At 55.4% G+C, this 24,315-nt stretch carries 21 protein-coding genes; 10 read left to right on the top strand and 11 right to left on the bottom strand.

All coding sequences use genetic code 11. From position 1 onward, the window contains the following. Positions 1 to 23: 23 nt before the first annotated feature. Entirely contained in the window at positions 24 to 2,723 is a 2,700-nt protein-coding gene (locus SH248x_RS14475) for a glucosidase family protein (protein ID WP_459554996.1), read from the top strand. Positions 2,724 to 3,029: 306 nt separating this feature from the next. Here the strand turns inward: SH248x_RS14475 and SH248x_RS14470 are convergent, their stop codons facing one another. From SH248x_RS14470 to SH248x_RS14460, 3 genes are all read right to left on the bottom strand, one after another. Further along, positions 3,030 to 3,983, bottom strand: coding sequence for a sugar phosphate isomerase/epimerase family protein (locus tag SH248x_RS14470; RefSeq protein WP_459554995.1), 954 nt, complete (start codon positions 3,981 to 3,983; stop codon positions 3,030 to 3,032). Between the two features lie 205 nt (positions 3,984 to 4,188). Next, positions 4,189 to 5,604, bottom strand: coding sequence for a UTP--glucose-1-phosphate uridylyltransferase (locus SH248x_RS14465; RefSeq protein ID WP_459554994.1), 1,416 nt, complete (start codon positions 5,602 to 5,604; stop codon positions 4,189 to 4,191). Positions 5,605 to 6,543: 939 nt separating this feature from the next. After that, on the bottom strand, positions 6,544 to 8,703 hold the full coding sequence (locus SH248x_RS14460) for a tetratricopeptide repeat protein (protein WP_459554993.1): 2,160 nt from the start codon (positions 8,701 to 8,703) through the stop codon (positions 6,544 to 6,546). A 448-nt stretch (positions 8,704 to 9,151) separates the two neighbouring features. Here SH248x_RS14460 and asnB point away from each other — a divergent pair, with 448 nt between their 5' ends. The 4 genes from asnB to SH248x_RS14440 all read left to right on the top strand — a co-directional run bounded on the left by asnB (position 9,152) and on the right by SH248x_RS14440 (position 12,886). Next, positions 9,152 to 11,080 carry an asparagine synthetase B family protein gene (gene asnB, locus SH248x_RS14455; RefSeq protein WP_459554992.1) on the top strand — a complete coding sequence of 643 codons (1,929 nt, stop codon included), beginning with the start codon at positions 9,152 to 9,154 and terminating at the stop codon, positions 11,078 to 11,080. Positions 11,081 to 11,200: 120 nt separating this feature from the next. After that, a complete protein-coding gene (locus SH248x_RS14450; RefSeq protein WP_459554991.1) occupies positions 11,201 to 11,953 on the top strand; it encodes a FadR/GntR family transcriptional regulator in 753 nt (250 codons plus the stop codon). A 146-nt stretch (positions 11,954 to 12,099) separates the two neighbouring features. Further along, positions 12,100 to 12,531, top strand: a complete 432-nt coding sequence (locus SH248x_RS14445) for a helix-turn-helix domain-containing protein (protein ID WP_459554990.1) — start codon at positions 12,100 to 12,102, stop codon at positions 12,529 to 12,531. A gap of 76 nt (positions 12,532 to 12,607) precedes the next feature. Beyond that, positions 12,608 to 12,886, top strand: coding sequence for a YgaP family membrane protein (locus SH248x_RS14440; protein WP_459554989.1), 279 nt, complete (start codon positions 12,608 to 12,610; stop codon positions 12,884 to 12,886). Between the two features lie 163 nt (positions 12,887 to 13,049). On the opposite strand, the gene SH248x_RS14435 is transcribed toward SH248x_RS14440, so the two are convergent. The 6 genes from SH248x_RS14435 to SH248x_RS14410 form a co-directional block, all read right to left on the bottom strand. Beyond that, on the bottom strand, positions 13,050 to 14,069 hold the full coding sequence (locus SH248x_RS14435) for a restriction endonuclease (protein ID WP_459554988.1): 1,020 nt from the start codon (positions 14,067 to 14,069) through the stop codon (positions 13,050 to 13,052). A gap of 67 nt (positions 14,070 to 14,136) precedes the next feature. Next, positions 14,137 to 14,856 carry a DUF1559 family PulG-like putative transporter gene (locus SH248x_RS14430; protein WP_459554987.1) on the bottom strand — a complete coding sequence of 240 codons (720 nt, stop codon included), beginning with the start codon at positions 14,854 to 14,856 and terminating at the stop codon, positions 14,137 to 14,139. A gap of 1 nt (position 14,857) precedes the next feature. Beyond that, on the bottom strand, positions 14,858 to 15,934 hold the full coding sequence (locus tag SH248x_RS14425) for a DUF1559 family PulG-like putative transporter (RefSeq protein WP_459554986.1): 1,077 nt from the start codon (positions 15,932 to 15,934) through the stop codon (positions 14,858 to 14,860). Beyond that, on the bottom strand, positions 15,931 to 16,593 hold the full coding sequence (locus SH248x_RS14420; RefSeq protein ID WP_459554985.1) for a hypothetical protein: 663 nt from the start codon (positions 16,591 to 16,593) through the stop codon (positions 15,931 to 15,933). Before SH248x_RS14420 ends, SH248x_RS14425 begins: the two co-directional genes overlap by 4 nt. Then, positions 16,593 to 17,348: a DUF1559 family PulG-like putative transporter gene (locus SH248x_RS14415; RefSeq protein ID WP_459554984.1), complete on the bottom strand. Its 756-nt coding sequence runs from the start codon at positions 17,346 to 17,348 to the stop codon at positions 16,593 to 16,595. The genes SH248x_RS14420 and SH248x_RS14415 overlap by 1 nt, the downstream gene beginning before the upstream one ends. A gap of 63 nt (positions 17,349 to 17,411) precedes the next feature. Continuing rightward, positions 17,412 to 18,188, bottom strand: coding sequence for a DUF1559 family PulG-like putative transporter (locus SH248x_RS14410; RefSeq protein ID WP_459554983.1), 777 nt, complete (start codon positions 18,186 to 18,188; stop codon positions 17,412 to 17,414). A gap of 468 nt (positions 18,189 to 18,656) precedes the next feature. Between SH248x_RS14410 and SH248x_RS14405 the strand changes: the two genes are divergently transcribed. Together SH248x_RS14405 and SH248x_RS14400 are read left to right on the top strand one after the other, a co-directional pair. Then, positions 18,657 to 19,757, top strand: coding sequence for a glucose 1-dehydrogenase (locus SH248x_RS14405; protein WP_459554982.1), 1,101 nt, complete (start codon positions 18,657 to 18,659; stop codon positions 19,755 to 19,757). Positions 19,758 to 19,837: 80 nt separating this feature from the next. Beyond that, a complete protein-coding gene (locus tag SH248x_RS14400; RefSeq protein ID WP_459554981.1) occupies positions 19,838 to 20,014 on the top strand; it encodes a hypothetical protein in 177 nt (58 codons plus the stop codon). An 84-nt stretch (positions 20,015 to 20,098) separates the two neighbouring features. On the opposite strand, the gene SH248x_RS14395 is transcribed toward SH248x_RS14400, so the two are convergent. Next, positions 20,099 to 21,802 (bottom strand): 30S ribosomal protein S1, encoded by a 1,704-nt coding sequence (locus SH248x_RS14395; RefSeq protein ID WP_459554980.1) that lies wholly within the window; start codon positions 21,800 to 21,802, stop codon positions 20,099 to 20,101. 406 nt (positions 21,803 to 22,208) lie between these two features. Further along, positions 22,209 to 22,898, bottom strand: a complete 690-nt coding sequence (locus tag SH248x_RS14390) for a DUF2461 domain-containing protein (protein WP_459554979.1) — start codon at positions 22,896 to 22,898, stop codon at positions 22,209 to 22,211. A gap of 168 nt (positions 22,899 to 23,066) precedes the next feature. Between SH248x_RS14390 and SH248x_RS14385 the strand changes: the two genes are divergently transcribed. The 3 genes from SH248x_RS14385 to SH248x_RS14375 all read left to right on the top strand — a co-directional run bounded on the left by SH248x_RS14385 (position 23,067) and on the right by SH248x_RS14375 (position 24,310). Continuing rightward, positions 23,067 to 23,630, top strand: coding sequence for a DUF2239 family protein (locus SH248x_RS14385; RefSeq protein ID WP_459554978.1), 564 nt, complete (start codon positions 23,067 to 23,069; stop codon positions 23,628 to 23,630). A gap of 69 nt (positions 23,631 to 23,699) precedes the next feature. After that, the gene (locus SH248x_RS14380) at positions 23,700 to 23,927 is read left to right on the top strand and encodes a type II toxin-antitoxin system Phd/YefM family antitoxin (RefSeq protein ID WP_459554977.1); all 228 of its coding nucleotides are present in this window, start codon (positions 23,700 to 23,702) and stop codon (positions 23,925 to 23,927) included. Continuing rightward, on the top strand, positions 23,924 to 24,310 hold the full coding sequence (locus SH248x_RS14375) for a type II toxin-antitoxin system VapC family toxin (protein WP_459554976.1): 387 nt from the start codon (positions 23,924 to 23,926) through the stop codon (positions 24,308 to 24,310). The genes SH248x_RS14380 and SH248x_RS14375 overlap by 4 nt, the downstream gene beginning before the upstream one ends. Positions 24,311 to 24,315 lie beyond the last annotated feature (5 nt).

Here is a 24,315-nt window from a genome sequence, read left to right as displayed (position 1 = left end):
ACAACCTGGAAGCTCCCTGCCGTATGGCTCTTGAAGATACGATCGAACACCAACGCCTTCAGGCCGAAGCCACCCGCGATCCGTCTGCGAATTGGAAACGCTGGGGGCCATACCTTTCCGAGCGCGAATGGGGCACTGTTCGCGAAGATTACTCCCCTGATTCCAAGCCGTGGTATCACTTCACGCACGACCAGGCGCGCAGCCGTGCTTACCGCTGGGGGGAAGACGGCCTGCTCGGCATCACTGACCGTGAATGCCGACTTTGCTTCAGCGTTGCCTTGTGGAATGGGAAGGATGCCATTCTCAAAGAGCGTCTCTTCGGCCTCACCGGTCCCGAAGGAAATCACGGCGAAGACGTCAAAGAGTATTACTATTATCTCGATTCGACCCCGACGCACTCCTACATGCGCGGCCTCTATAAATACCCGCACGCCGCCTACCCCTACGACGATATCACTCACAAAACTTCCCAGCTCTCTCGCAGCGAACCAGAGTACGAGCTGATCGACACCGGCATCTTCAAAGACAGCCGTTACTTCGACGTCGAGATCGAATACGCCAAGAACACTCCTGGCGATCTGCTGATCCAGATTACCGTCACCAATCGCGGGCCACAGGCGGCGCCGTTACATATTCTCCCGACGATCTGGTATCGCAATACCTGGGTCTGGGGCTGCGAACACGAAGGCTGCTGGGTCAAGCCGCGCATCTGGCGTCAGGACAACAATCCGGATCTCTTCTGTGATCACGAAACACTCAAACGCCACCATTTCTGGGCTAAGCCCCTCGATGCCCGCCCGCCGCTGTGGCTGTTCACCGAAAACGAAACCAACAACCAGCGTCTTTACGGCTCCGACAACATCAGCCCTTTCGTCAAAGACGCCTTCCACGAATACATCATCAAGAAAAGCTACGCCGCCGTTTCTCCCAAGCCCGTCGGCACCAAAGCCGCGGCTTATTATCAGACAACACTCAAGCCCGGCCAGTCCAAGGTCATTCAGCTGCGTCTGTCCGATAACAACGAAAAACCAAGCGACCCCTTCGACAGCAGCTTCGACACAATCTTCGCCCAGCGTAAACAGGAATGCGACGCCTTCTACCGCGAAGTCATTCCGCAGTCGCTGACCGAAGAAGAGCAACGCGTCTCGCGCCAAGCCTACGCAGGCCTGCTCTGGAGTAAGCAGTTCTATCATTACGTGATTAAAGATTGGCTCAACGGCGATCCCAACATGCCGCCGCAGCCTGAGTCGCGTCTGGATGGTCGCAACTCCGAGTGGGAACACCTCTTCAACCGCGACATTATCTCGATGCCCGATAAGTGGGAATACCCCTGGTACGCCGCCTGGGACCTCGCCTTCCACATGCTCCCGTTCGCGCATCTCGATATCAAATTCGCTAAAGAGCAGCTTCTGCTTTTTCTCCGCGAATGGTACATGCACCCGAATGGCCAGATCCCTGCTTACGAGTGGCAGTTCTCAGATGTCAATCCCCCGGTCCATGCCTGGGCCTGCTGGCGAATCTATGAAGCCTCCGGACCTCCGGGCAAACGTGACGTCGACTTCCTCAAACGGGTCTTCGTCAAGCTCCTGCTCAACTTCACCTGGTGGGTCAATCGCAAAGACGTGACCGGCAAGAACGTGTTCGCAGGCGGCTTCCTCGGGCTCGATAACATCGGAGTCTTCGACCGCAGTAAACCACTCCCCACCGGCGGATACCTCGAGCAGGCCGATGGCACGGCCTGGATGGCGTTCTACTCGTCCTCCATGATGTCGATGGCCCTCGAACTGGCTCACGAACACCAGGCCTACGGCGACATGGCCTCGAAGTTCTTCGAGCACTACATCGCGATCGCCAAAGCGATGAACACCCACGAGCACACCGGTCTCTGGGACGAAGAAGACGGCTTCTACTACGACCATCTCCGCGCCGAGAACGAGTCGATCCCACTCAAGATCCGCTCCATCGTCGGCCTGATGCCACTGCTGACGGTCGACATTCTCTACGAAGACAAAATCAAACAGCTCCCCGGCTTTTATCGACGCACCGACTGGTTCCTGCGTTACACCAAAGACATCACCAGCTACATGTCCTACATGGAGCGAGGCGAGGGCGGCGATCGCAACCTGAGACTCCTCTCCATCCCCACGCATGACAAGTTCCTGCGCATCCTCAAGTACATGCTCGACGAGAACGAGTTCCTCTCTCCCTACGGCATCCGCTCTCTGTCCAAGGTCCACGAAGAAAAACCCTTCGTCTTCGAAGCTGGCGGCGAGCCGCAGGTCGTCAAGTACGTTGCCGGCGAGTCTGACTCCTGGATGTTCGGCGGCAACTCCAACTGGCGCGGCCCGGTCTGGTTCCCGTTCAATTACCTGCTGATCGAAGCCCTCGATCGCTACTACGTCTACTACGGCGACGAACTCAAAGTCGAATGCCCGACCGGCTCCGGCAACTTGATGACGCTTCATCAGGTCGCCCGCGAAATCGAACGACGCCTGACCAAACTCTTCCTCCCCGACGAAAACGGCAAACGCCCCTCGCTCGGCAATCGCGGCGAAGAAATCTACGCCACCGACCCACACTGGCAGAACCTGCTCCAGTTCTACGAGTACTTCCACGGCGACAACGGCCGAGGACTGGGTGCTTCCCACCAGACCGGCTGGACCGCCCTCGTCGCCAGCATGCTCCGACACCTCGCCGATGGGCCCGAACAACCCACGACCTAGCTAGAACGGTTTTCTGTGTGTGCCACGGCTGTGTCAGCCGTGACGAATTCAGAGCCGACGGTGAAGGCAAGGCATTCTGGTTCCACCGCGCAACAAAAAAACCCCCGGAAGCGAACTTCCGGGGGCCTTTGGAGACATTCATCAAATGGATGGCTCTGATTTCGTACCCATTCATACGAAATCAGACGGACATTCCGCAAAAGAAAATGGCAGGAAAACCAAAGTTTTCCTGAGAATCAATTGGCGGGTTTTTGATTTCCGGACGCAAGTCAATGGCTTGAAATGCTTTATGGAAAACAGTCTGGACTAGGCTTCGTCGCGGATTTTAACCAGAATTTCTTTCGTCTTCGCGATTCCATCCATTTCCTCCAGCTTGCCACCTTCGTATTCGATGCCACAGTAGCCGGTGTATTTGAATTCGCTGACAATGCCCATCATCTTCTTGAGATCAAATTCCCGATCGCCACGGAAGGTGGAGTACGGTGCATTGTCTTTGAAGTCGTAAGTTTTGACGCTGATTGCTTTTGCGAATGGCATCAACTCACGCAGGCCGAGGTAATGATCGTAAACGGTCTTGCTGTCGACCACAAAGTTGCCGAAGTCAGGCAGGGTGCCGCAGCGTGGGTGATCGACGATTCGCATCACGCTGTACAACCAGGCGCCGTTCGAAGACAGCCCGCCGTGGTTTTCCACGATGACGTTGATGCCCATCGTGTCGCCGTATTCAGACAGCTTACGCAGTCCATCAGCGGCCAGCATCATCTGCTCGCCGTAGGATCCCGAGCTGCCTGCATTGACGCGGATTGCGTGACACCCCAGGAACTTGGCGGCATCGACCCATTTCTTGTGATTCTCGACGGTCTGCATCCGCTTCTTCTCGTCTTTATCGCCGAGAGCACCTTCCCCATCGACCATGATCAGGACACTGGTAACGCCATGATCGGCAGCAATTTTCTTCATTTCGCCCAGGTAAGCTTCGTCCTTGGCTTTGTCTTTGAAGAACTGATTGACATATTCGACACCATCAATGCCCAGCTTTTCCTTGGCAATCTTGGCGAACTCCAAGTTGTTGATTTTGCCGCCCTGAATCGCTTTGTGCAGCGACCATTGAGCCAGAGAAATCTTGAATGGCAGCTCTTTTTGGGCCAGTGTCGTCGTGGTATTGGCTGCGTAAAGGCGGGGCGAGAGGCCAGCGGACAACGCCGTCAGACCAGCTCCAGCAGCAGCGATGAACGAGCGTCGATTCAAAGAAAGGGACATGCAGGGTTCCTTGTTGTGGCGGGTAAATCAAGCAGACAAATCAATTTCCGCTCATGAGTATAAGCCTCATGACAGCCGCAAACAAGCACAAGAATCAGCAGAGTAAAGAATGAACCGCAGATGAACACAGATTGACGCAGATCTGTGAGGAATGAAGATCCCTATCTCATCTGTGTGCATCTGCATTGATCTGCGGTTCAAACTCTTACTTCAGGTAAACAGAGCTACCTTCGAGTTTCACATCATTCGCACGAGTCTGAACTCCCTCGGCATCCAAGGCAAACAGCGGGCTGATCTCGACCACGCAGTCGGCGGGAACCGAGACACCGGCCTGCTGAAGCCAAGACCGGTGCAGGTTGATCAGGGCTTCTTTCGAGGTCGCCGGTGAGTCGTTCCCCTCGGCGTTTTTCACCGGGTTGAACTCACGTTTGCGGTCGGCTTCAACGACCAGCGTTTTATGGGCCAGTGGCAGAGCGTCGAAGATGAAACGCTCGAACTTGTACGCGTTTGGAGCTTTCGGCGACTGCACTTCCCCCTCAGCGGACTTGAACGGCACTTTCTTGTGAGCCGTGTGATACGGCAGCTGCGTTTCGCCGAAGGTGATGCGACGCAGGAAATCGACGTTGAAGACGTGGACCGCCATGTTTCCCGCCCAGAACATCAGGTTGCCGCGCGAATCGAGTTTCTCGGCGACGTCCGTCGGCATGTCGCTGTATTCGATGATCTCGGTCTTGCCATCGACGAGGGCCAGCACCCCCATTTTCTCATCCGCACTTCGCTTGGCCGCGACCTTAGTCGTCATGTCCGAGCGACGCATCGCATGGAAGCCGAGGAGGGCAGGTTCGCAGAGGATGCCCGTCGGGTTATCGACCTGATGGTAATACAGGTATTCGATGCCGCGTTCGGCGAGTTGATCGAAAATCCCGTTTTTCGCGAGAGCATTGAGGATCCCGCCGTGGCCATCGGGACTGCGGACGAGCAGGTCGTCATCGCCGACAAGCAGCTGACCGGTCGCTGCATCGACAGCGGGCATCGTGCCCTGTTTGAATAGCCTGACTGTACCGCGATCGAGTCCGAAGTAATTGTGTTCTTCAAGGAACTTTTCAGTATCCTCATGCGTCGCGTCGCTGGTCATAATGTAGTAAGGAATTACGACGCCCGCCTGCGCACTGCGAGCTTTGATCTGTTCGAAAAAGATTTGAAACAGCGTCACATTCGAGACAGGCCCGATCGGAAACATCCCCTTCGGATGCGGGAATCCCAGACGCGTCCCCTGACCACCCGCGACCAGGACCGCAGCGACTTTGCCAGCCTTTAGCAACTCCAGGCCCTGCTGATGGGCACTCTGCCAGGCCTGCTCATCGTCCGTAGACGCAGGCTGACGAACCACATCTTCCAGGGCAGTCGCGCGGGCAGCCTTGGCTTGTGGCGTATCTTCACCGGCGACGGGGGTTGTCTTGCCATAAAGCCGTTCCATCAACGCGAAATCGACATTCGCGATGTCGGCGGCCAAGTGCTGACGGGCCGGCGGAGCGAGCTTGTCCAGATAGGCGAGCAGCCGCTCTTGCTTGTGTTGACGAAGAAGAACAGGAAGCTGGTCGGGAGAGATGGGTGCGTTCATGGGGTCAGCATACCAAACACGAGACGAAAAACCAGACTTTTTTGAGGTGTGAAAAACCTGTGAAGCCCATTCCCTGCAAAGGTTTCCTAACCTTCCACGAATCCAAAACATACCGACTTTAACGACAGGAGTGAGCGATCTCCATTCCCAACTTCCGGGTAGCCCGGGTTGTCCCCAACCCGGGCGTGCCGCTTCGGCACGAGAGAACCACGGAATGGGTGTCCAATGCACGTTGACGTGTCTCTTATGACGGGTGGCCCAGCCGTTCATGGCTGGGTGAGCGCAGCTCACAAGAAGCGTCACCATACGCTCCCAATCTAAACTCACCGCATCAATATCAATTGCAACCGCATGGCGCTCGCTTCTTGTCGACTTCGTCGATCCAGCCATAAACGGCTGGACCACCCGTCGCCTTGGTACGCAAGAAACACGGAATGGACGTCCAACACGCGCTCGACCGTGTTTCTCACGACGGGGTGGCCCAGCCGTTTATGGCTGGGTGAGCACAGCGAACAAGAAGCGTCCCCATACGCTCCCAATCTAAACTCACTGCATCAATATCAATTGGAACCGCATGGCGCTCGCTTCTTGTCGACTTCGTCGATCCAGCCATGAACGGCTGGACCACCCGTCGCCTTGGTACGCAAGAAACACGGAATGGACGTCCAACACGCGCTCGACCGTGTTTCTCACGACGGGGTGGCCCAGCCGTTTATGGCTGGGTGAGCACAGCGAACAAGAAGCGTCCCCATACGCTCCCAATCTAAACTCACTGCATCAATATCAATTGGAACCGCATGGCGCTCGCTTCTTGTCGACTTCGTCGATCCAGCCATGAACGGCTGGACCACCCGGACTATCCGGTCGTGAAATGAAAAAGGACGCGAAGTTTTTTACTTCGCGTCCCCACAATTTCTATTCATCACCCTCGCTCAGAACTTAGTCCTGACCTGGCAGCCAGAGTTTCCCGCCGCCAGCACCCGCTCCTGCGGTCTGACCTTCTGGCGTCCACAGGCCTCCGCCGGTCGAGCCAGTACCCAGCAGGTCGCCATTGTTCCATGGTGCCGTCACGCCGACAGACGTCAGCAGTGAATCGAGGTAACCCTTCAGGCGAGGCAGTTTGCGAATGTAGATCGCATTGATCCGCTCGAGCAGAGGTTGAAGCTCAGGATCGGTCGGGTCATCCAGACGGAAGACCAGCTCGCGCAGTTCCCATTCCATCTCGGCTTCAAACGCCTTCGGCTGTGTCTTGGCCCATTGCTTGCCTTTGTTGATGTAGGCGAGAGTTCCTTCGCGATCGTGCTCGGTCCGAGACATATCGGCGAGCTGATGCAGGAACTGACCTTGATCGACCTGGTTGTAAACTTCGGGACGGTTCATCGTCTCCAGCAGCATGCGTTTGACGAGGTCATGATGTCGTGTCAAAGACGCCCGCTTGAACAGTCGGCTCAGTTGCTCATCATTCAGAGTCGTCAGATCAAGCTGAATGAGTTGCAGGAACGACAGACTGTTGATTTCCGATTCGTCAGCCAGCTTTGAAAACTCAGGAGCTTGCAGCTGCAGCTTCTCAAGGACCGCAGGCAGATCGACGATCAGGCCCGCTGACTGTGCGAAGACATCCAGAACGATGGCAGCAGCCGTCAGTTCCAGCTTCATCTCGGCTACGCCAACCAGATCGGCTGGCTTCTTGCCGTGGAGAGCTTTTTGCTCGGTGTTCATCCAGATGTTGTTGACGAAGTGTTCGACCTGCTGGCGCTCAGCGACCAGTCGAACCAGTCCTGGTGTCTTCGGAGAGTAGAAGACGTTGCGGCGAATCTGCCCGAAGAGCTTCGGCAGGTCTTCGGTCTGTTGTTCATTGAGGCTGTCGGGAATGATCGTCAATTGATCGCCAGCCGCTGCTTCGAGCAGAGTGCGGGCATCCTGCAGGTTCGCACCCAGGCGAGCTGTCAGCGTCAGTTCGGGATGCAGGTGGCAATCACCATCTGCGTCAATCAGCAGGATCGTCGCGATGATCGTCGGCAGCGTCGAGAGATCCTGACCGGCTTCGTAAGACTGGCTGTTGAAGTCGCCGTCGAAGACGTGATACCCCGCGACCGGAGCATGGTGGTGACCGGTTTCTGGTGGCGGCGGGAGTTCGAGACGATTCATTCGAGGATGGTCATCGAGAACCGACAGCAGCTTCGACAGCTTCTCAACCGAATAAACAGCTGCTCCGACAACCGAGCGCTCTTCGCCCGTACGATGTTGCAGAATTTGAGAGAGGACTTCGCATTCGAGGGCCTTCTTCTCATCACTTTCACGATAACGGACAGCAGCTTCGTGAAACCCTCTGGCGGGCTCTTCGTCTCGAGCATCCCAGGCGGACAGCAAAGCATAGTTCTGCCACAGAGCCGCGCTATCCTGATGTTGATCGAGCAGTTTCTTGACGCCATTGGCGGCTTCTTCGAAGAAGCCGAACATCGACATCTGCATCGTCTTGCGGTATTCCGCTTCTTCTTCTGTCCCGGCTGGCGTGTACGCCTCCAGCATGTGGACGCCCCGAAGTGGATAAGGAACCGCGCCGTCCCCTTCGTATTCGAGCATCTTCATGAACAGCTCTTGCTTGGCATCATCCGAAGCAAAGCGCATCGCAAGCGCCAGGTGCTGACGGGCAGCCAGTTCATGGCTTTCATTCCACAGCTGCTCAGCGACGTTGGTCAGCAGCCAGCTGAGGATCTGAGGATGCGACTTGGCACCCTTTTGGATGGCCTGGTGAATCGATTTCTTGGCCCCTTCATACCCGCCCAGATTGAACTGCGACATCGCGAGCAGACAGCGCGCACCGCCATCGGCTGGTTCGACTTTGATGTAGTCGCTGAGCAGCCCGACGGCGTCTTCAAAGCGACCCGTGTTGATGAAAATGGACGCGAGGTTGTTAACGACCCACGAGCGTCGCGGATGTTCTTCGTACAGCTTCTCCAGCAGTTTCATGGCAGGCTTGATCTGCATGTTCTGGAGGTACTGGCCGATTTTTTCCATCTCGGTGGAGATGTCCATGCAGCAGAATTTGTGCTTCTTGCCGCTGTTACAAGGACACGATGAATAGGGATCAATGGCCATGTGACTGGGAGCCTTTCCGTATGTTGTCAGGTCTCGATGACTATATGACGAATCCCGGCTGACCGCCGGAATGATGATCTTTGGACACGAAAACGCAGCAGCTAGCCTCCCGACTACCCGCCACGACCTTTTTCACATTCGCTCCCACTGAACACAATGGAATCAGAGCAAACGTGACGAACCACTGATGCTAACCAATTCCACCGATGGAAGATAGTAAAGATACGCCCGACCAGCCCAAGCCAGATTTCCCGTGTGCCACAACTGTGCCAGCCGTGCCGAGTTCAACTTTGACGTGGAATTCCCAACCCCACGACCACCACGGCCGTACCGGACTAGAACATTTCGCACCTCGCGATCCTCCTCTTGCCATACACCCCCCCATTCCCCGATAAAACCACATTCGCCCTCCGGCCAATTACTAATTACCAATTCCTAATTACTCCCCATGTGCGGCTTCATCGGCGTCATCTCCTCCTCGGGACGTCCCAACCTGGACGAGGCCCTCCTGCGCACCATGCGGGACAGCATGTCCTACCGCGGCCCCGACGACGCAGGCCTGCTCATCGACCGACAGATCGCCTTCGCCCACCGTCGCCTCTCCATCCGCGATCTCGCCTCCCCGCCACAACCGTGGCTTTCCGACGACGGCCGTTATGCTCTCATCTACAACGGCGAACTCTACGACACCTCGACGCTGCAAAGCTGGCTCAACTCACGTGGCATCGCTCAGAAAACCACCTGCGATACCGAACTCCTCTTGCAGGCCTTCCAACTCGAAGGCCCTGCTTGCCTCACCCGCCTGCGCGGCATGTTCGCCTTCGCCATTTACGACTTCCGCGATAAGTCACTCTTCGCCGCCAGAGACCGCTTCGGCATCAAGCCACTCTTCTATTCACAACTCGGCAGCGAGTTGCTCGTCTCCAGCACGACAGCTGCCATTCTCAAACACCCCGAATTCTCCTTCCGCCCGAATCTCCACGCGGTCTCCCATTACCTGCAAACACTTCGCAGCACCCTCGGCCGGCAGACCCTGTTCGAGAACATCTTCCAACTTCAGCCTGGCGAATCCCTGACCTATCGCGATGGCCACCTCACGATCGATCGCTATCATCGCCTCCCCATCCCCAACAGTTCCGTCTCCGGTTTGTCTCAAGACGACCTCGCTCAACGCCTGCAACTCAGCCTCACCAGCAGCATCAAACACCACACCATCAGCGACGTCCCTGTCGGTGCCTTCCTCTCAGGCGGCGTTGACTCGAACACGCTCGTCACCCTCCTCGACGACCAGCACCGCGCGGGCCTGGTCACGCGCAGCGTCGGCTGCGTGCTTACAACAGATGATCCTCTCGACCCCGCGACCGACCTCGCTTACGCTGACCGCATGGCACGGCGCCTCAATGCCCAGCACGCCAGCGTCCTCGTCACTGCAGACGATTACTGGATGACCTGGCAGGACATGGTGACGACTCTCCAGTCTCCTCTGACCACTCCATCCGACGTCCTCATCCACCGCCTCGCGATCGAGATGAAACAGCACGTCGGCGTCGCCCTCGGCGGCGAAGGAGCGGATGAACTCCTCTGCGGTTACGCCAACCAGCACGCCTCGGGAGAAGACTATGATCGTTTAGTCGCTCTCAAAGCGGGTCGTTGGTCGTACCCGCCATCAGCCCAGTCGGAATTCCTGCGTGACTACCTTCAGCAGTACGGCAGCATCGAAACGACCGGCCTTGTCGACTTCTACTTCGCCCAGAACAGCCTCTGGCCCACTGCCATGCAGCAAGGCCTCTGGCGTCCCGAACACTGGCAGCCGTTGCAGGACGCCAACGTCATTCGCCAGCACTATCAAAGTCTTCTCGACGAAGACCCCGATCTTTCCTCCTCCCAGCAACTGAAAAAACTCCTGCAGACCGTGAACCTCGAAGCCCTCCTTTCGAGACTCGACGCCGCGACCATGCTCGCGTCTCTCGAAGCCCGCGTCCCCTTCTCAGACCACGTCCTCTGGGATGACATGGCGCCCGCCGGCATGACCGACCTCATCATGTCATCGTTCGCCGCCCGCAAACCCTGGATGACCTCGACCACCCTCAACGCCACCGGCGACCTCCAGTCCAAACGCCCTCTCCGTCAACTCGCTTCGCGCCTCATGCCGACGGACCTTGCGGAACGCCCCAAAGCTAGTTTCCCGACCATGATTCCCCAGTGGTTGGCCGGGAACTGGCAAGACCAGTGTTGTGATCTGATCAAACACAGCTTATTATTAAACGACTTGTTCACCCCCGATGCCCTCGCGCAACTCTCGACGCTTCCTGACTCTGCGTCGATTTACCGCTGGCCCTTGATGAACCTCGCCCTCTGGGAAAAATCCCTCCTTTGATCCTTCTCCCCCGGGGAGAAGGTGGCCGAGTCTTCGAGGTCGGATGAGGGAACTCTGCGAATTGAATTTCGCCCTCGATTCACTGCGACAAACCAAACACTCTCCGGATTTCACCCGCCCATGCTCGATACCCCAAAATTCGAAGAAGACCGCGATCCCACCACCGCCAAGCGTGTCACCACCACCTCGCGACTCTTCGATCTCATGCTCAAGAAGATCGAAACCGGCGAATGGTCCGTCGGCAATCCGATCCCCAGCGAACGCACGCTGATGGAAGAATTTGGCGTCTCGCGGATTGCGCTGCGCGAGGCGATGTCGATGCTCCGCGCCATGGGCGTCCTCGAAATCTCCCACGGCCGCAGCACGACGATCCGTCGCATCAACGCCGAAGTCATCGGCCGCCTCTTCCCCCTCATGATGTCGACCGAAGGGGAACGCACCCTGACTGACATTCTCGAAGTCCGCATCGGCCTCGAAGCCCAGACCGCTTATCTGGCTGCCAAGCGTCGCGACGAAAGCGACATCGAACGCATGTCCCAGCTCGTCCAGCGTTACGAAATCGAGTTCACGCAAGACACTCCCGAGTCGATCGAGACGGACCAACTCTTCCACGTCGCGATCGCCAAGGCCTCACGCAACACCCTCTTCAACATGCTCTTGTCGGCGCTAGCCGGCTTCGTCAAATACGCCCAGCGCGAATCGGGAAAAGCCAGCCCCGAGCACCGCGCCCAGGCCATCCAGGCCCACCGCAAAATCCTGAACGCCATCAAAGAAGGCAACGCCGTCCTCGCCCGCGACGAAATGATCGCCCACCTGAAATCCTCCTTCGACCACATCCTCGCCAACCAGCAAGCGGGGGAGTCATCGGTTTAATCTGATTTTTCCTTTCCGGGGAGTGGTTCTGAGATCCTTCTCCCCCGGGGAGAAGGTGGCCGAGTCTTCGAGGTCGGATGAGGGACTTCTGCGTGTGACTTCTAATGTGATCGTGGTATCCTTCAGCCATACCGTCGAGGTTAGTTATGGCATCAAAGTCAACGGCTTTGAAACATCGCGCAACACCAGGATCGCACTACTTCGAGTTAGTGCGAGAGTTTCCGCTGATTTCGATCGGATCAGACAAGCAACTCGATGAAGCTATTTCGCGTCTCAATGACTTGTTAGCACGAAACTCTACTGACGCTGACGAGAATCAGTACATTGATACCCTCAGTGATCTGATCGAAAATTACGAGAGAAACAACATCATTTTCGATGAGCCATCTCCTGATCGTATGCTGCGACACCTGTTGACTGCCCAGGGCATCACTCAACAGGAACTCGCCAATCATACCGGGATTGCAAAATCCACTATCTCGGAAGTTCTCTCAGGCAAAAGGCCCATCAGCCTGCAGATGATTAAGAAGCTGGCGACCTTTTTCAACATCTCTCCAAGTCTGTTCGTTGAGAAATAGCTCGCGGGTAATCTCCGGCATACCAATTGCTTCTCATTTTCCTGAAACCGTCCATTCATCAATCCAGGAAACAACCATGTCCACTGCCGAAACCCTCGCCGCCAAGCCCTACGCCTCGACTCCAGCCTGCGCAACCAAAGCCAACATCAGTGAAAACGAAAAATGGATGTCTCTGGCCGCCGGTGCGTACCTCGGCCTGAGTGGTTTCAAACAAGGCGGCCTGACCGGTGTTCTGTCAATCGCCGCGGGAGCAGGCCTCCTCTACCGCGGTCTCACCAACCACTGCTATCTCTACGACCAACTCGGCATCAACACCGCTAAACCCGACATGACGGCTGTCCCATACGAAGAATAAGAAACTCTACCAACGTCCCTTCTCCCTTGAGGGGAGCTCCATTTCGTCCCTTCTCCCTTGAGGGGAGAAGGTGCCCGAAGGGCGGATGAGGGTGGGGCCTAGGCACTGATTCGGCTTCAATTGCCTCACTAATTTCAGCCATCAATTCTTTCCCGCAAAGGTGCTAAAAACTCACCGGCGGCACCCGATGCCACGTTAACAACGTCTCGCCATCAATCAGCTTGATCTTGCTCGACTTCTCTGCACTTTCGATCGCCTCACTCGTGAACCGACTCGTCGTGACAATATACGCGCGCAGCGCTTTTTGCTCCTCCACGACTCCCTTCATCTGTTGAATCGCGGGACGCCCGACCGGATTGTCGAGCGAGTACCGCTTACACTGCACCGCGATCACTCCATCAGGGTGCAGCACGTATCCATCGACACCAAAATCATTGCTCCGCGGTGTCATTCCCACCGGATGCCCGTCGATCTCGAAGAAACTCATGACATGGCGTTCAAAGTTAACGGGATCCATCGCGAGTAGCCCCATTTGAATCTCCGCCAGATCTTCCGGCAGTGGCGCCTTCTTCGGAACCATCGCATCAGCCCGCAGCGCATCGAGCAGTTCCTTTCGACTTCGACGTGCCGCCTCCATCGCCACAAACGCCAGCAGCAACTTTGTCAACGGGTCACGCACACTCTTGTCGTTAACGAAAGCTTCCACGACAGAAGTGATCCCCGCGACCCCAAGAAAAATCAGGACGACAACCGGCAGCCCAATTCCGCCCCCCATCGCCACAATCCCTGCTCCCTGCATTCCCAACATCGTTGCGCCGAGAGCCGTCACCGGCATCGCCACCTTCAGCGCCAACGGCATCGACGACGTCTGGTAACTCCGCGCCGCCGTCGTAATGGTGCTGCTGATCACTCCACACGTCCCGCGCAAACTCATCGTCTGATATAACGAACTGGCTTTCTCTGCCGTCGTCCCACCCCGCTGCAAAATCGCCCGACACTCCAGCAACCACTGCAGAATCATCTCCCGATCACCCGCCGTCGAAACCTGCCGAATCGCCGTCACACAACTCGCCGCCAGTTGCTGCCGCGCGACAGAAGTCCCCGACTCCGCCAACCGATAAAACTGCCCCAGCAATGACAACCGCTGTTTGTCTTCATTCTCGGAAGTCAACTCATTCGACATAAAAGGCCTCTCGCTGGGTTCTATCCGTTCGTGGATCAATGTGATGATATGACTTCTTGATCCCACTTCAAAACTCATCATCAACAGGCGTTGCCATCGTATCCAAAACCTTCTGATCAACCCCCGCATCCACAAACTCCACATGCCCATCCCCAAACGCAAACAAAACACCCGTTTTCCGCGGATGCCCGAACCCGCCAGGAACATTCAGCCCCACCGCAGGGTCCCGTAGATTTCCCGGCTGTCCCCAAGGCAGAAATCCATCTTGGATCTCACCTAAGAGAATCGTCTTGCTGCAACGACTTTCGAGATCATCAAACGTCTTAACTCTCTCATCACTCCACAACCGACTGTTTGCTGACAGATGCGACAACGCAAACCCCGTCCTGTCCTGAACGTCATAGTGGCCCTGTAAATCGGGACTCTGAAAAAAGCTCAATCTCGTCTTCATCACGTCTCGGTTCGCTTCGGCATCCCATGCCTGGCCGAGATCAATTCTCCGAAACAACGCGGATTCATCCATAGTGGGCAGCAGCAACGTCTCCCAGCTATGCACTGCCTCACCGTGTTCTGAAAGAACATCTTTGATGACAGCATCAGTTTGCACACAAGAATTGAGATACCCGAGGGAAACATTTCTCAGGCGATTCACTCCCTCATGACGACGACTCCCCCGCGTCGCCTGCAACCCGGGCAGAATCAATGCAAGAATCAAAAGCCCCATCAAACTCATCACAACTACACCGATAGCTCGGCTACGCGAATTGCTCTTCAATTCCTCAGTCATTTCAAAACTCCTTGGGCATTGTCTCGCCACCATCCGGCGTCGCCAGCGCCTCCAGCACCCTCGAATCCACCGCCTCATTCACAAACCGGACACTCCCATCCACCATCGAAAAATGACAACCGCCCTCAAATGGACCGCCGAAACCATTCGGATCTTGATTCACTCCCAACGTCACGTCACGCACATTCCCTGGCTTTCCCCAGGGCTGGAAGTAGTCTCGAATCTCACCGAGATAAATCGTGTTGCTTTCTCCATCTGCAACATGAACTCTGCGAAAGATTTTCCCCTCCGGCATCATCAACTGATTGGCTGAGTAGTTATTCAAAGCATATCCACGCTCGTCGTATTTGAAATCGCCACGAGGATATAGCAGGAAAAGCCCGGGATTGACGAAGAACTTCTGTTGCGTCGAATAGAACTCTCTGTTTTGCTCCGCGTCCCAGGGAAGCTCCGTTTGAATCACGGTTCCATTTCGAGAAAAACTACCGTCGATGAGATCATATTCGTAGGGTGAAGAACCAGTAATCAGAAAGCTCTCCCAACTCAGATGAGACACTTCTGGAGCAACGATGTGTCCTCTCCAGTGCATCCCCAGGTTCGTCCAGACGCGAAGATTCCCTTTGGACATCTCTTTCCATGTGAACTCATTTCCGCCGATCAAGAACGGTGCCTCAATCGTCGACATCCAGACCATCTGATGGGCGATGCCGATGATGCCAATCCCACTGGCGAACATGGAAAACATCATCAGGCAAACTCCGGTCGCCGCTCGTATCCCCTTCCCCCAGTTCCTCAGCCACCGGCTCGTAACAACGGTCGCTCCCATAGAAAAAAGAATCATCGCAGCCAGCCCCAGCCAGACAGCCGACCAGTCCGGCTGAACTCGTCCCCAGCGATCGTTGAGAAATTCGATCCATCCAAACAGAACAAAGTAGATCAGCTGAAAAAATCCCCAGCCAAAAAAGACCATCATGGCAATCAAGACAATGGCAGTGACGGCCCAGCGGCTGTAGAGAATCAACTCTTGAAATCCGGTTCTTTCTGCGATTTGCATCGGATTCTCAGAAGAGGTCGTCATCGCAGTCTCCTCAGGCTTTTGGCGTCTTTGAGAAACTCCTCTGCATTCGCTCTTTTCATCTCAACAATCGAGCCGTTGACGAAGATCATCAGCACGTCCTCGTAATTCGGCTTCTCCGAGACAAGAGGCGCGGGCCTTTCTCCGTATTTCTCGCCATCAAAATACTCGTACCTGACCAATGGAACTTCCGACATCACCCAGACGGAGTCATCAAACCCGGATGCTTCGATCGACTTCGGATACTCTCCGTCATGCGTTAACGCATACTGCATCAGCAGCAACTGCAGTCGTTCCAGTTTCTCTCGTCGTTGCACCAGCTTCTCATCAACAACAGGCCGCTGCTCATTCGCTTTGAGCTGATGCGTCAACCCATTCCGCTGCCACGCCCCCGGCGTCATCAATTCGCGAGCCCCCGAAATCATCGTCAACACAACCACACTCGCCAGTCCCCACAAGATGGTCAGAAACAGCGCCTCGCCATACTTCAACTTTCTGAGCGCCTGCGAAGACCCCGCCAACAGATTCCACCCCAACAACACCAGCACACTACTCACCACAATCACCACCGAAAAAAACGACACCGCCTGCAACCGCTCCACATAAGGAGCATTCAACGACAACGACGGCATGCCAGCGAGTTGAAAGAATGTAACGTTCATTAGAAGTCCTCAATCCTTTCTCCACCATTCGGCGTTGCTAATTGATGAAGCACTTCGATGTTGACATTCTCGCTGATAAACGCGACATGCCCATCCGCCATCACGAACTCACAGCCACCCTTCGTAAAACCGCCAAACCCATTGGACGCCTTGTTGATTGGCAGGGCTGGCTCACGACTGTTTCCCGGCTTGCCCCACGGCGGGAACTGTTCTCGGATTTCCCCGAACATGATGGTGTTAGACAGCCCATCTTGAATCTGCCGATGCGTCATCGCGGGTTCAAAATCGATGATGTGACGATTCGCGGAGAACGACGTCAGCGCAAACCCGGTTCCTGGTTCGTACAGGCTCATCCACCTGTCTCCAACACGACGTGAGCTTCTGAGGTAGCCAAAGATCTTTGTCTTGAACAATTCAGCATTCGAGTCAGCGTTCCATGGCTGTTCAAAATCGATTTGATCATAGAGATCAGATTCATACATATATGGCAGCAGCATGGTCTGCCATCCGTGCATCGCGATTCCAGATTCGTTCCGAGTCGAAGAAGGCAAGGTGCTTGACTTATCATGGTAGTGATCAGCTGCCATCGAGAGTTGTTTGATGGTGTTGACGATCTGAAATCTCATGACATAGTCGCTCGCCACAAAATAGAGATAGATCAGCCCTGTCGTTGGAATTAGTAATACGATTCCAAGCGTCAACCACCACCGCCAAGATTGGCGAACCGTAACTTCCGTCTTCTCGCCTTCGCTCATTTCAAACCCCTTCGCAACAACTCGCCGACAGTTTCTTCGCGATTGACTAGAACAGGTCCCCTGTCAAAATTCCTCCCTCACCGTCTCCCCACCCGTCGGCGTCGCCAGCGCTTCCAGCACCTTCGGATCGATCTTCTCGCTCACAAACCGAACGCCTCCATCGGCAAGCATGAAGTTCGCACCATCATTTCTGTAGCCACCAAAACCCTGCGGACTCTTATTAATCCCTAAAGTCAGATCCCGCCCATTCCCCGGCTGCCCCCATGGTGGCGAATTGTCTCGAATTTCTCCCATCAGGAGTGTGTTCGACAGGCCGTCCGTGATTTGTAAAAAGGTCATCGCGGAAGCGAAGTCGATCACATTCTTGTTCGCTGAAAAGTTCGTGAGGGCATATCCGGTATTCGGATCGACGTCTTGAAACACAGTTTTTCGCGGTAGGTTATGATCTCCACTTCTCCGCAGATATCCCGGAACAACAGTTTGAAATGCCTGGCGATTCACCTGCGAATCCCATGGTTGACTGAGATCAATCGACTCATACAACTCAAGCTGCTCAACAAACGGCAGAATCGATGTCTGCCACCCATGCATCGCGGCTCCCTCACTGCTTCTTGTCGAAAGTGGCAATGACTGGTAGGTGTCATGATAATTATGAATCGCGATCCCCATTTGTTTGAGGTCGTTTTTCAGATAATTCCTCGGTCCGCCATTCCTTTCCTGCTGAATCGCAGGCAGGATCAGGGCGATCGCGATTAGCCCCACAACGATCCAGATTCCCCAGAAAAATGCACTCGAATGATTTCGCTCGTCCTGCTGCTCTTTGTCGTCCGAATTCACCATTCCACACCTCACTTCAATTCCAGAATTTTGGGGTTGTCATGATTTTCGCAGCAGAATTGCGTCATCTAAAACTCTTCCTCGTTCATCGCCGACCCGTAAGATGTGATACCTATAAATACGTCAGGCAATGAGTATTCCGCAAACTCAATCTGACAGGATTCTGTCAGACAGAGTGTCTAATATCTCCCTAACTGGTCAGACGTGTGTCGGCGAAGTTTTTCTTCCAGGGGAGTCGGACTGATTTTTGTCAGGACGATGGTGGCAGGGTGAGCCGAGTTCATTCTGCATGCTGCTGATGCACAAGCTGCTATTGATGTGACGGTGGCTTTCTGGGGAGGCTTGACTGGTCAAACAGCGTCAGGTCTTTATGATGGCGTGTTGACGATGGGCCCTCCGTCTGGTCGTTTCTTCGTTGTCACCGCCCTCACTCCCCGCGACTTTCTCGCCGTTGCTATAGGATGATCTTCCATGAAAGCCGTCGCCGTCCGGCCTCGCAATAAGCACAGTATTCACGTCGTCGATCTCGACAAGCCATCCGTCAGCCAGATCGAAGGGGGCAGGGGAGTTCTGATCAAGGTGCTGCAAGTCGGCGTCGATGCGACCGATCAGGAGATCAACGAAGGGCTCTACGGCAACCCGCCGGATGGTTTCCAGTTCCTGGTCATCGGCCACGAGCTGTTCGGACAGGTCGTTGAAGTCGGTCCGAAAGTAACGCACGTCACCGCCGGCGATTACGTCAGCTGCACCGTGCGCCGTCCAGGCCCGACGATCTATGATCAGATCGGCCGAAACGACATCACCAGCGACACGACCTACTACGAACGCGGCATCAACCTGCGTCACGGCTACATGACCGAGTTCGTCGTCGAAGAAGACACCTACGTCGTCAAAGTCCCGGAAGGGATGAAGAAGCTCGGCGTCCTCTCCGAGCCAGCCAGTATCTGTGCCAAAGCCATCGAACAGGCCTACCTCGCTCAGAAGCGTCTGCAGGTCTGGTCGCCGAAGATCGCCTGGGTCATCGGCTCTGGTCAGATCGGGCTGCTCTCGTCGATGATGCTGAAGCTGAAGGGGATCGAAGTCTACACGATCGCCCGCAGCAAAAAGGCTGGTAACCTCAAAGCCGAGATCGCAGAAGACTATGGCGCTCATTACATCAGCACGCAGGAGATCTCACTGGAAGACCTCGCCAAGAAACACGGCAAGCCCGACCTGATCATCGAAGCCACCGGCAATAGCGAAATCGCCTTCGACTGCATGCTCCACCTGAACCTCAACGGCGCCCTCGTCCTGACCAGTATCACCGGCGGCGAAGGCACGACGACCATTCCCTCGGACCGCATCAACCTCGAATGGGTCCTCGGCAACAAACTGATGCTCGGCAGCGTCAACGCCTCCGTCGACCACTTCCGCGACGGCGTCCAGGCCCTCGCCATCGGCGAAGCGACCTACCCAGGCGTCACCGAAAAAATCCTGACCCACCCCATCAGCGGGTTTGAGAAGTATCAGGAGATGATTGATCTGCTGGAATCAGGGAAGGCGCTGAAGGTGTTTATGAATGTTGGTGTGTAAGGAGCGTCTTGCATCGAGTCATCTACCGTGCTGCAATAGCGATAACTCTTGAACATAGGATTCAGAAAGGCAGCGCAGCCATGTCACCAGACTCCAAGAAGACAAAAAACGCAGGCGGTTATCCTGAGGAAAAGCAGGCCAGCGAGCCGACGCCGGAAAGCAAGCCAGTGAACGCGTCGGATGCTGCCAAACCGTCGCCGCCGCCTGAGACGAAAGCTGCGGAGTTGGCGAATACGCCAACGAAGAAGAAAACGTAGCGGGACTGACGGTGTTTGTTGCGAACTGCGCATAAAAAAAGCCCTCGAAAAGTTCTTCGAGGGCTTTTTCGTTTCAGCGACTGCTTAGCGGTAATCGCCTGGATTCCCGAACAGCCCGCGTCCTGTTCCCGAGCTGCTGCCGCCTTTGAGGTTGGCGGCTTGTTTGCGCGGGACGACGGGAGTTTCTGGTTCTTCGGCGGGGGCTGGGCGTTCGGCTGGTTTTGGTTTTTCGATCAAGGCCTTCAGCGACAGGGAGATGCGTTTTTTGTTCTTGTTGACTTCCAGAACTTTGACGCTGACTTCCTGGCCTTCTTTGAGGACATCAGCGACGCGTCCCACGCGTTTGTGGTCGAGTTCGCTGATGTGGATCATCCCTTCGACCTGATCTTCCAGTTCGACGAAGGCACCGAAGTCAGCGATCTTCGTGACCTTACCGGTGACAGTCGCGTCTTTCGGATACTTGTTCTCGACGTTGTCCCAGGGATTGCTCAGCATTTGTTTCATGCCGAGGGTGATCTTCTTCTTCTCAGGATCGAGGCCGAGGATCTTGACGTTGACCTGCTGGCCTTCCGAGAGGATATCGGAGGGGTGACGAATGCGGTTCCAGGTGATTTCTGCGACGTGAAGCAGACCATCCACGCCGCCCAGATCGACGAACGCGCCGTAATCCTTGAGGGTCTTGACGGTCCCCAGGACTTCCTGGCCGACTTCGAGCTTCGACCAGGCGGAGGCTTCGTTTTCCTGACGCTGTTCGAGCAGCAGGGCACGTCGGGAAACGATCAGGTTCCGCTTCTCCGGTTTGACGTCAGTGACTTTGGCTTGCAGCTTCTGTCCGACAAAACCTTCGAGGTCTTTATGGAAGCCAAGGTCAACCTGGCTGGCGGGCATGAAGGCACGCAGGCCAGAGACCGTGACGTCGAGGCCGCCCTTGTTTGTCTTGGTGACAGTGCATTCCACAATCATGCCGACAGCGACTGCGTCCCAGTTGCCAGCAATCTTGCGAGGTCCTGAAGTGCGGTTGACGTAGATCAGGCCTTCGGTCGGAGCGACCTTCTCGATGATCAATTCGAGCTTATCGCCGACAGCGGGAGCTTTGCCTTCAGGAAACTGATTGGCAGCGAGGATGCCGGAACTGCGATAGCCCAGGTCGACGATGATGTTGTCAGCATGGACCGACTGGACAATGCCTTTGACGCGATCGCCAGAGGAAAGGGTTGACTCGTCTTTGGGGGCAGTGACGTGGGCAGGGACTTCCGCGCCACCCATGGCAGCGGCCAGTTGGGCTTCGAGGTCGTCATCAACGTCAGCATCGCGTGGAATCTCGACCGGCCCTGCGTAAGGCGTTTGTGAGGCTGAGAGATGAGCTTCAGAAACATCACCCAGGCTGGGGATCGCTCGCTGATTCTGGCCAGCAGAGGGATTCAGTTGCGGACGAGGACGAGGTGTCTCGCCTGAGCCGACGTCTTCCGTCAGTTGATTCTCGACTTCCGCTTCAGGGCCTGCAGCAGGATCGACAGCCGAATCAATGGCCACCTGAGTCTCTGCATTGGCGGAGAGGTTTGAAGACTCGATTGTCTCCGCGACGTCTGCCGGCACTGTTTCGGTCTGGTCAGTCAGCGCCTCTTTGGCTTGCTCGTAAGCAGCCTCAGCAGTCACGGCATCGACCGTCGCGCCGGCGGCATCAGCCATGTCGGGGCTGGTGATGATCGTATCGGTCGTTGTCACCGTCTCTGGTGTTTGATTTTCAGGAGGGACGGACTGACCTTGTTCTTTTTCTGCAGACATCATCACGACTTCGTCATGGCTTTTGTTGATCTGGTGTCGAACTCATCGCACCGTCAACCTTGTTACTTTTAGGACTGGTTTAACGACGGGAAACAGCATCCAGGCCAAGACCCCGAAGTCAACACAAGTCAAAATTCTAACATGGTTAATCTCGAAAACGAAACCGTTTCTCCACTGTTCTTTAAGAGAAGTTCATTGTTTTTCTTTGCCGTCGACACTTGGGTTTGTACGCAATTGACGATTTATTGTCGTGAAATATCGCTCCGAGAGATGTTTAGGGAGTATTGGCAAGGTGGGGAGAAGACTAGGTGGCACGGCCGTGTCGGACGTGGAAATGGGTGTCTATCAGTAACCGGCACGGCTGGCACAGTCGTGGCACACACGCTACTCGCCGTGAAATCGGCTCAAGTTAATACGGGATTTCCAGAGCCCGGCACAGAAATTTCATCAACGCAGAGCCTGCTTTGAATCGTGTAATCAGTGTCTCGATCAGTTTTGGCGAAGTGATTTCATTCACGGTCAGCGGGCCGCCTGCGATGTAGTCTTTGCGTTTCAGGTCTTCGATGAGCGGGTGAGCGGGATCGAAATCAGCGGGGGCTCGTTTGAGAGAATCGCCGCCGAGTTGCATGACGTCTGCGAAGGCTTTTGACTGAGTTGCTTTCTTCCAGGCAGACGGGTCATCCAGGATTGCCTGCCGAATCATCCGTAGTGGCTCTTTCTCGGGATGCCAGATGCCGACGCCGAGGAAGCATTCGTCGGGGGCGACGTGAACGTAAAACCCCGGGGCATGAATGTCACTGCCGAACTCATGTCGGAACTGAATTCCGATGTTGGTTTTGTAGGGGGCCTTGTCTTTCGAGAAGCGGGTATCGCGATAAATCCTCATCAGCGATCCGCCGACTTTCTTCGGGACAGCCAGAAAGTGCGGGCTGAGCTTTTTGATAGGCTGCTGCATCGCTTCGATGAATTCGAGCGAGGGTTCGAGCACGACGGCTTCGTAGCGGGCTTTGTTCTCTGCGAACCAGTCCCGATCGTTATTGGCGGCAAGGTCTTTGAGGAACGGGATCGTCTCGGAGGGGAAGCCGGGGAATTTCGTCATGGTGTATCTCGAGGGGGAAACTGCGTGATCGCGTTTTCCTCATGCTACCGGGCTTGGGGCAAATTCGGAAGAAAATCGGGTTTGCGACTTGATCGAGATGATTTTATCCGGGTATTATTTCGATAGCATTTATATCCGGATATTAATTCCCTTCAGGAAGCCATACTCATGTCTGAACAGCCCTTCTCCTGCACCGCCTGGCTGGATGATCGCATCCTTGCGCAAGGTCGGCAGGTCGATGTCGCCATTGAAGTCAGGATCTATCTTGGTCAACATCCTGAAGCGTCGATCCTGACGCTCGACGATCAGACCAGCCGGACTGTGGATTTTGATCTGCGCGGCTCCGTCGACGAGGTTCGCGAGCGATATCAGGTGACGATCGACGAACCCGAGACGCCACGCCGTGGTCGTCCTAAGCTCGGGGTCGAGCCTCGCGAAGTGACGCTGCTGCCACGTCACTGGGAGTGGCTCAACAAGCAATCGGGAGGTGCCTCGGCTGCGTTGCGGAGAGTTGTCGAACTTTCGATGCGCGAGAGCGCGACGGCAGATCGTCAGCGAGACGTCGAAGAATCCGTCTACCGCTTCTGGACCAACCTCAGCGGCGACCGCCCGGGCTACGAAGAAGCCTGCCGCTCTCTGTTCGCCCATGATTACGAAGGCGTCCGGAAGCAGATTGCGACGTGGCCTGAAGATATTCAGAAGCAGACCAGCATGTTGCTGGGACGGATTTAAGCAGTTGATCTCGGCAGGCGACTGACCAGGGGATAGAATTCAGGCTCAACCCTGTGTCGGGAGAAACAGATGACAAAGACAGTTGATATCGAAGTCGTTCAGGCCACTCTGAGCGAGATTCTCAATGGCCTCGGACCAGACGACAAACTTGAGATCACGCGCGATGAAAAGATCATCGCGACCTTGGTGGTTTCGCAGACTCAGCGTAAGCCGCGCGTGCCGGGGCTATGTAAAGATATGGTAGGGGCAGTCGTTGAGGATGATGAGCATCTGAAAGATTTTGAGGAGTATATGTGAATCTGCTGCTGGATACTCACGCGCTGCTCTGGTTCGCAACAAATGATTCACAGCTGAGCCTGAAAGCTCAGTTATTCATCGAAGACCCAACAAATAACGTTTTCGTCAGTCCGGTAAGTTACTGGGAACTTGCGATTAAGGTCACGATTGGCAAGCTGCCACTTGTGGTGCCGTTTGAGACGTTTATCAGAACTGCAGTTGATGAAAGTCAGTTTGCTGTCCTACCGATTCTAACGGCTCATGCAGCAAGATTGATTACGCTGCCACTCCACCACCGCGATCCATTCGATCGCATGCTTGTTGCACAGGCTCTTGTTGAAGGCCATGCCATTCTCAGCTGCGACACTGCGCTGGATGCGTACGGTGTGCAGAGGATTTGGTAGCGTTC

This window comes from Lacunimicrobium album, assembly GCF_052161635.1.
GTDB lineage: Bacteria > Planctomycetota > Planctomycetia > Planctomycetales > Planctomycetaceae > SXPC01.
Note: the sequence above shows the minus strand (reverse complement) of the source record. Positions and strands in the feature narration are given on the sequence as shown.

Bases quoted from the DNA above. Each gene is read 5' to 3' on its own strand.
- SH248x_RS14440 (WP_459554989.1), top strand. From the start codon at position 12,608: ATGTCCACTGCCGAAACCCTCGCCGCCAAGCCCTACGCCTCGACTCCA.
- SH248x_RS14415 (WP_459554984.1), bottom strand. From the start codon at position 17,348: ATGAGCGAAGGCGAGAAGACGGAAGTTACGGTTCGCCAATCTTGGCGG.
- SH248x_RS14460 (WP_459554993.1), bottom strand. From the start codon at position 8,703: ATGGCCATTGATCCCTATTCATCGTGTCCTTGTAACAGCGGCAAGAAG.
- SH248x_RS14420 (WP_459554985.1), bottom strand. From the start codon at position 16,593: ATGAACGTTACATTCTTTCAACTCGCTGGCATGCCGTCGTTGTCGTTG.
- SH248x_RS14405 (WP_459554982.1), top strand. From the start codon at position 18,657: ATGAAAGCCGTCGCCGTCCGGCCTCGCAATAAGCACAGTATTCACGTC.
- SH248x_RS14380 (WP_459554977.1), top strand. From the start codon at position 23,700: ATGACAAAGACAGTTGATATCGAAGTCGTTCAGGCCACTCTGAGCGAG.
- SH248x_RS14475 (WP_459554996.1), top strand. From the start codon at position 24: ATGGCTCTTGAAGATACGATCGAACACCAACGCCTTCAGGCCGAAGCC.
- SH248x_RS14400 (WP_459554981.1), top strand. From the start codon at position 19,838: ATGTCACCAGACTCCAAGAAGACAAAAAACGCAGGCGGTTATCCTGAG.
- SH248x_RS14465 (WP_459554994.1), bottom strand. From the start codon at position 5,604: ATGAACGCACCCATCTCTCCCGACCAGCTTCCTGTTCTTCTTCGTCAA.
- SH248x_RS14385 (WP_459554978.1), top strand. From the start codon at position 23,067: ATGTCTGAACAGCCCTTCTCCTGCACCGCCTGGCTGGATGATCGCATC.
- SH248x_RS14450 (WP_459554991.1), top strand. From the start codon at position 11,201: ATGCTCGATACCCCAAAATTCGAAGAAGACCGCGATCCCACCACCGCC.
- SH248x_RS14430 (WP_459554987.1), bottom strand. From the start codon at position 14,856: ATGACTGAGGAATTGAAGAGCAATTCGCGTAGCCGAGCTATCGGTGTA.
- asnB (WP_459554992.1), top strand. From the start codon at position 9,152: ATGTGCGGCTTCATCGGCGTCATCTCCTCCTCGGGACGTCCCAACCTG.
- SH248x_RS14410 (WP_459554983.1), bottom strand. From the start codon at position 18,188: ATGGTGAATTCGGACGACAAAGAGCAGCAGGACGAGCGAAATCATTCG.
- SH248x_RS14470 (WP_459554995.1), bottom strand. From the start codon at position 3,983: ATGTCCCTTTCTTTGAATCGACGCTCGTTCATCGCTGCTGCTGGAGCT.
- SH248x_RS14395 (WP_459554980.1), bottom strand. From the start codon at position 21,802: ATGATGTCTGCAGAAAAAGAACAAGGTCAGTCCGTCCCTCCTGAAAAT.
- SH248x_RS14435 (WP_459554988.1), bottom strand. From the start codon at position 14,069: ATGTCGAATGAGTTGACTTCCGAGAATGAAGACAAACAGCGGTTGTCA.
- SH248x_RS14390 (WP_459554979.1), bottom strand. From the start codon at position 22,898: ATGACGAAATTCCCCGGCTTCCCCTCCGAGACGATCCCGTTCCTCAAA.
- SH248x_RS14445 (WP_459554990.1), top strand. From the start codon at position 12,100: ATGGCATCAAAGTCAACGGCTTTGAAACATCGCGCAACACCAGGATCG.
- SH248x_RS14425 (WP_459554986.1), bottom strand. From the start codon at position 15,934: ATGACGACCTCTTCTGAGAATCCGATGCAAATCGCAGAAAGAACCGGA.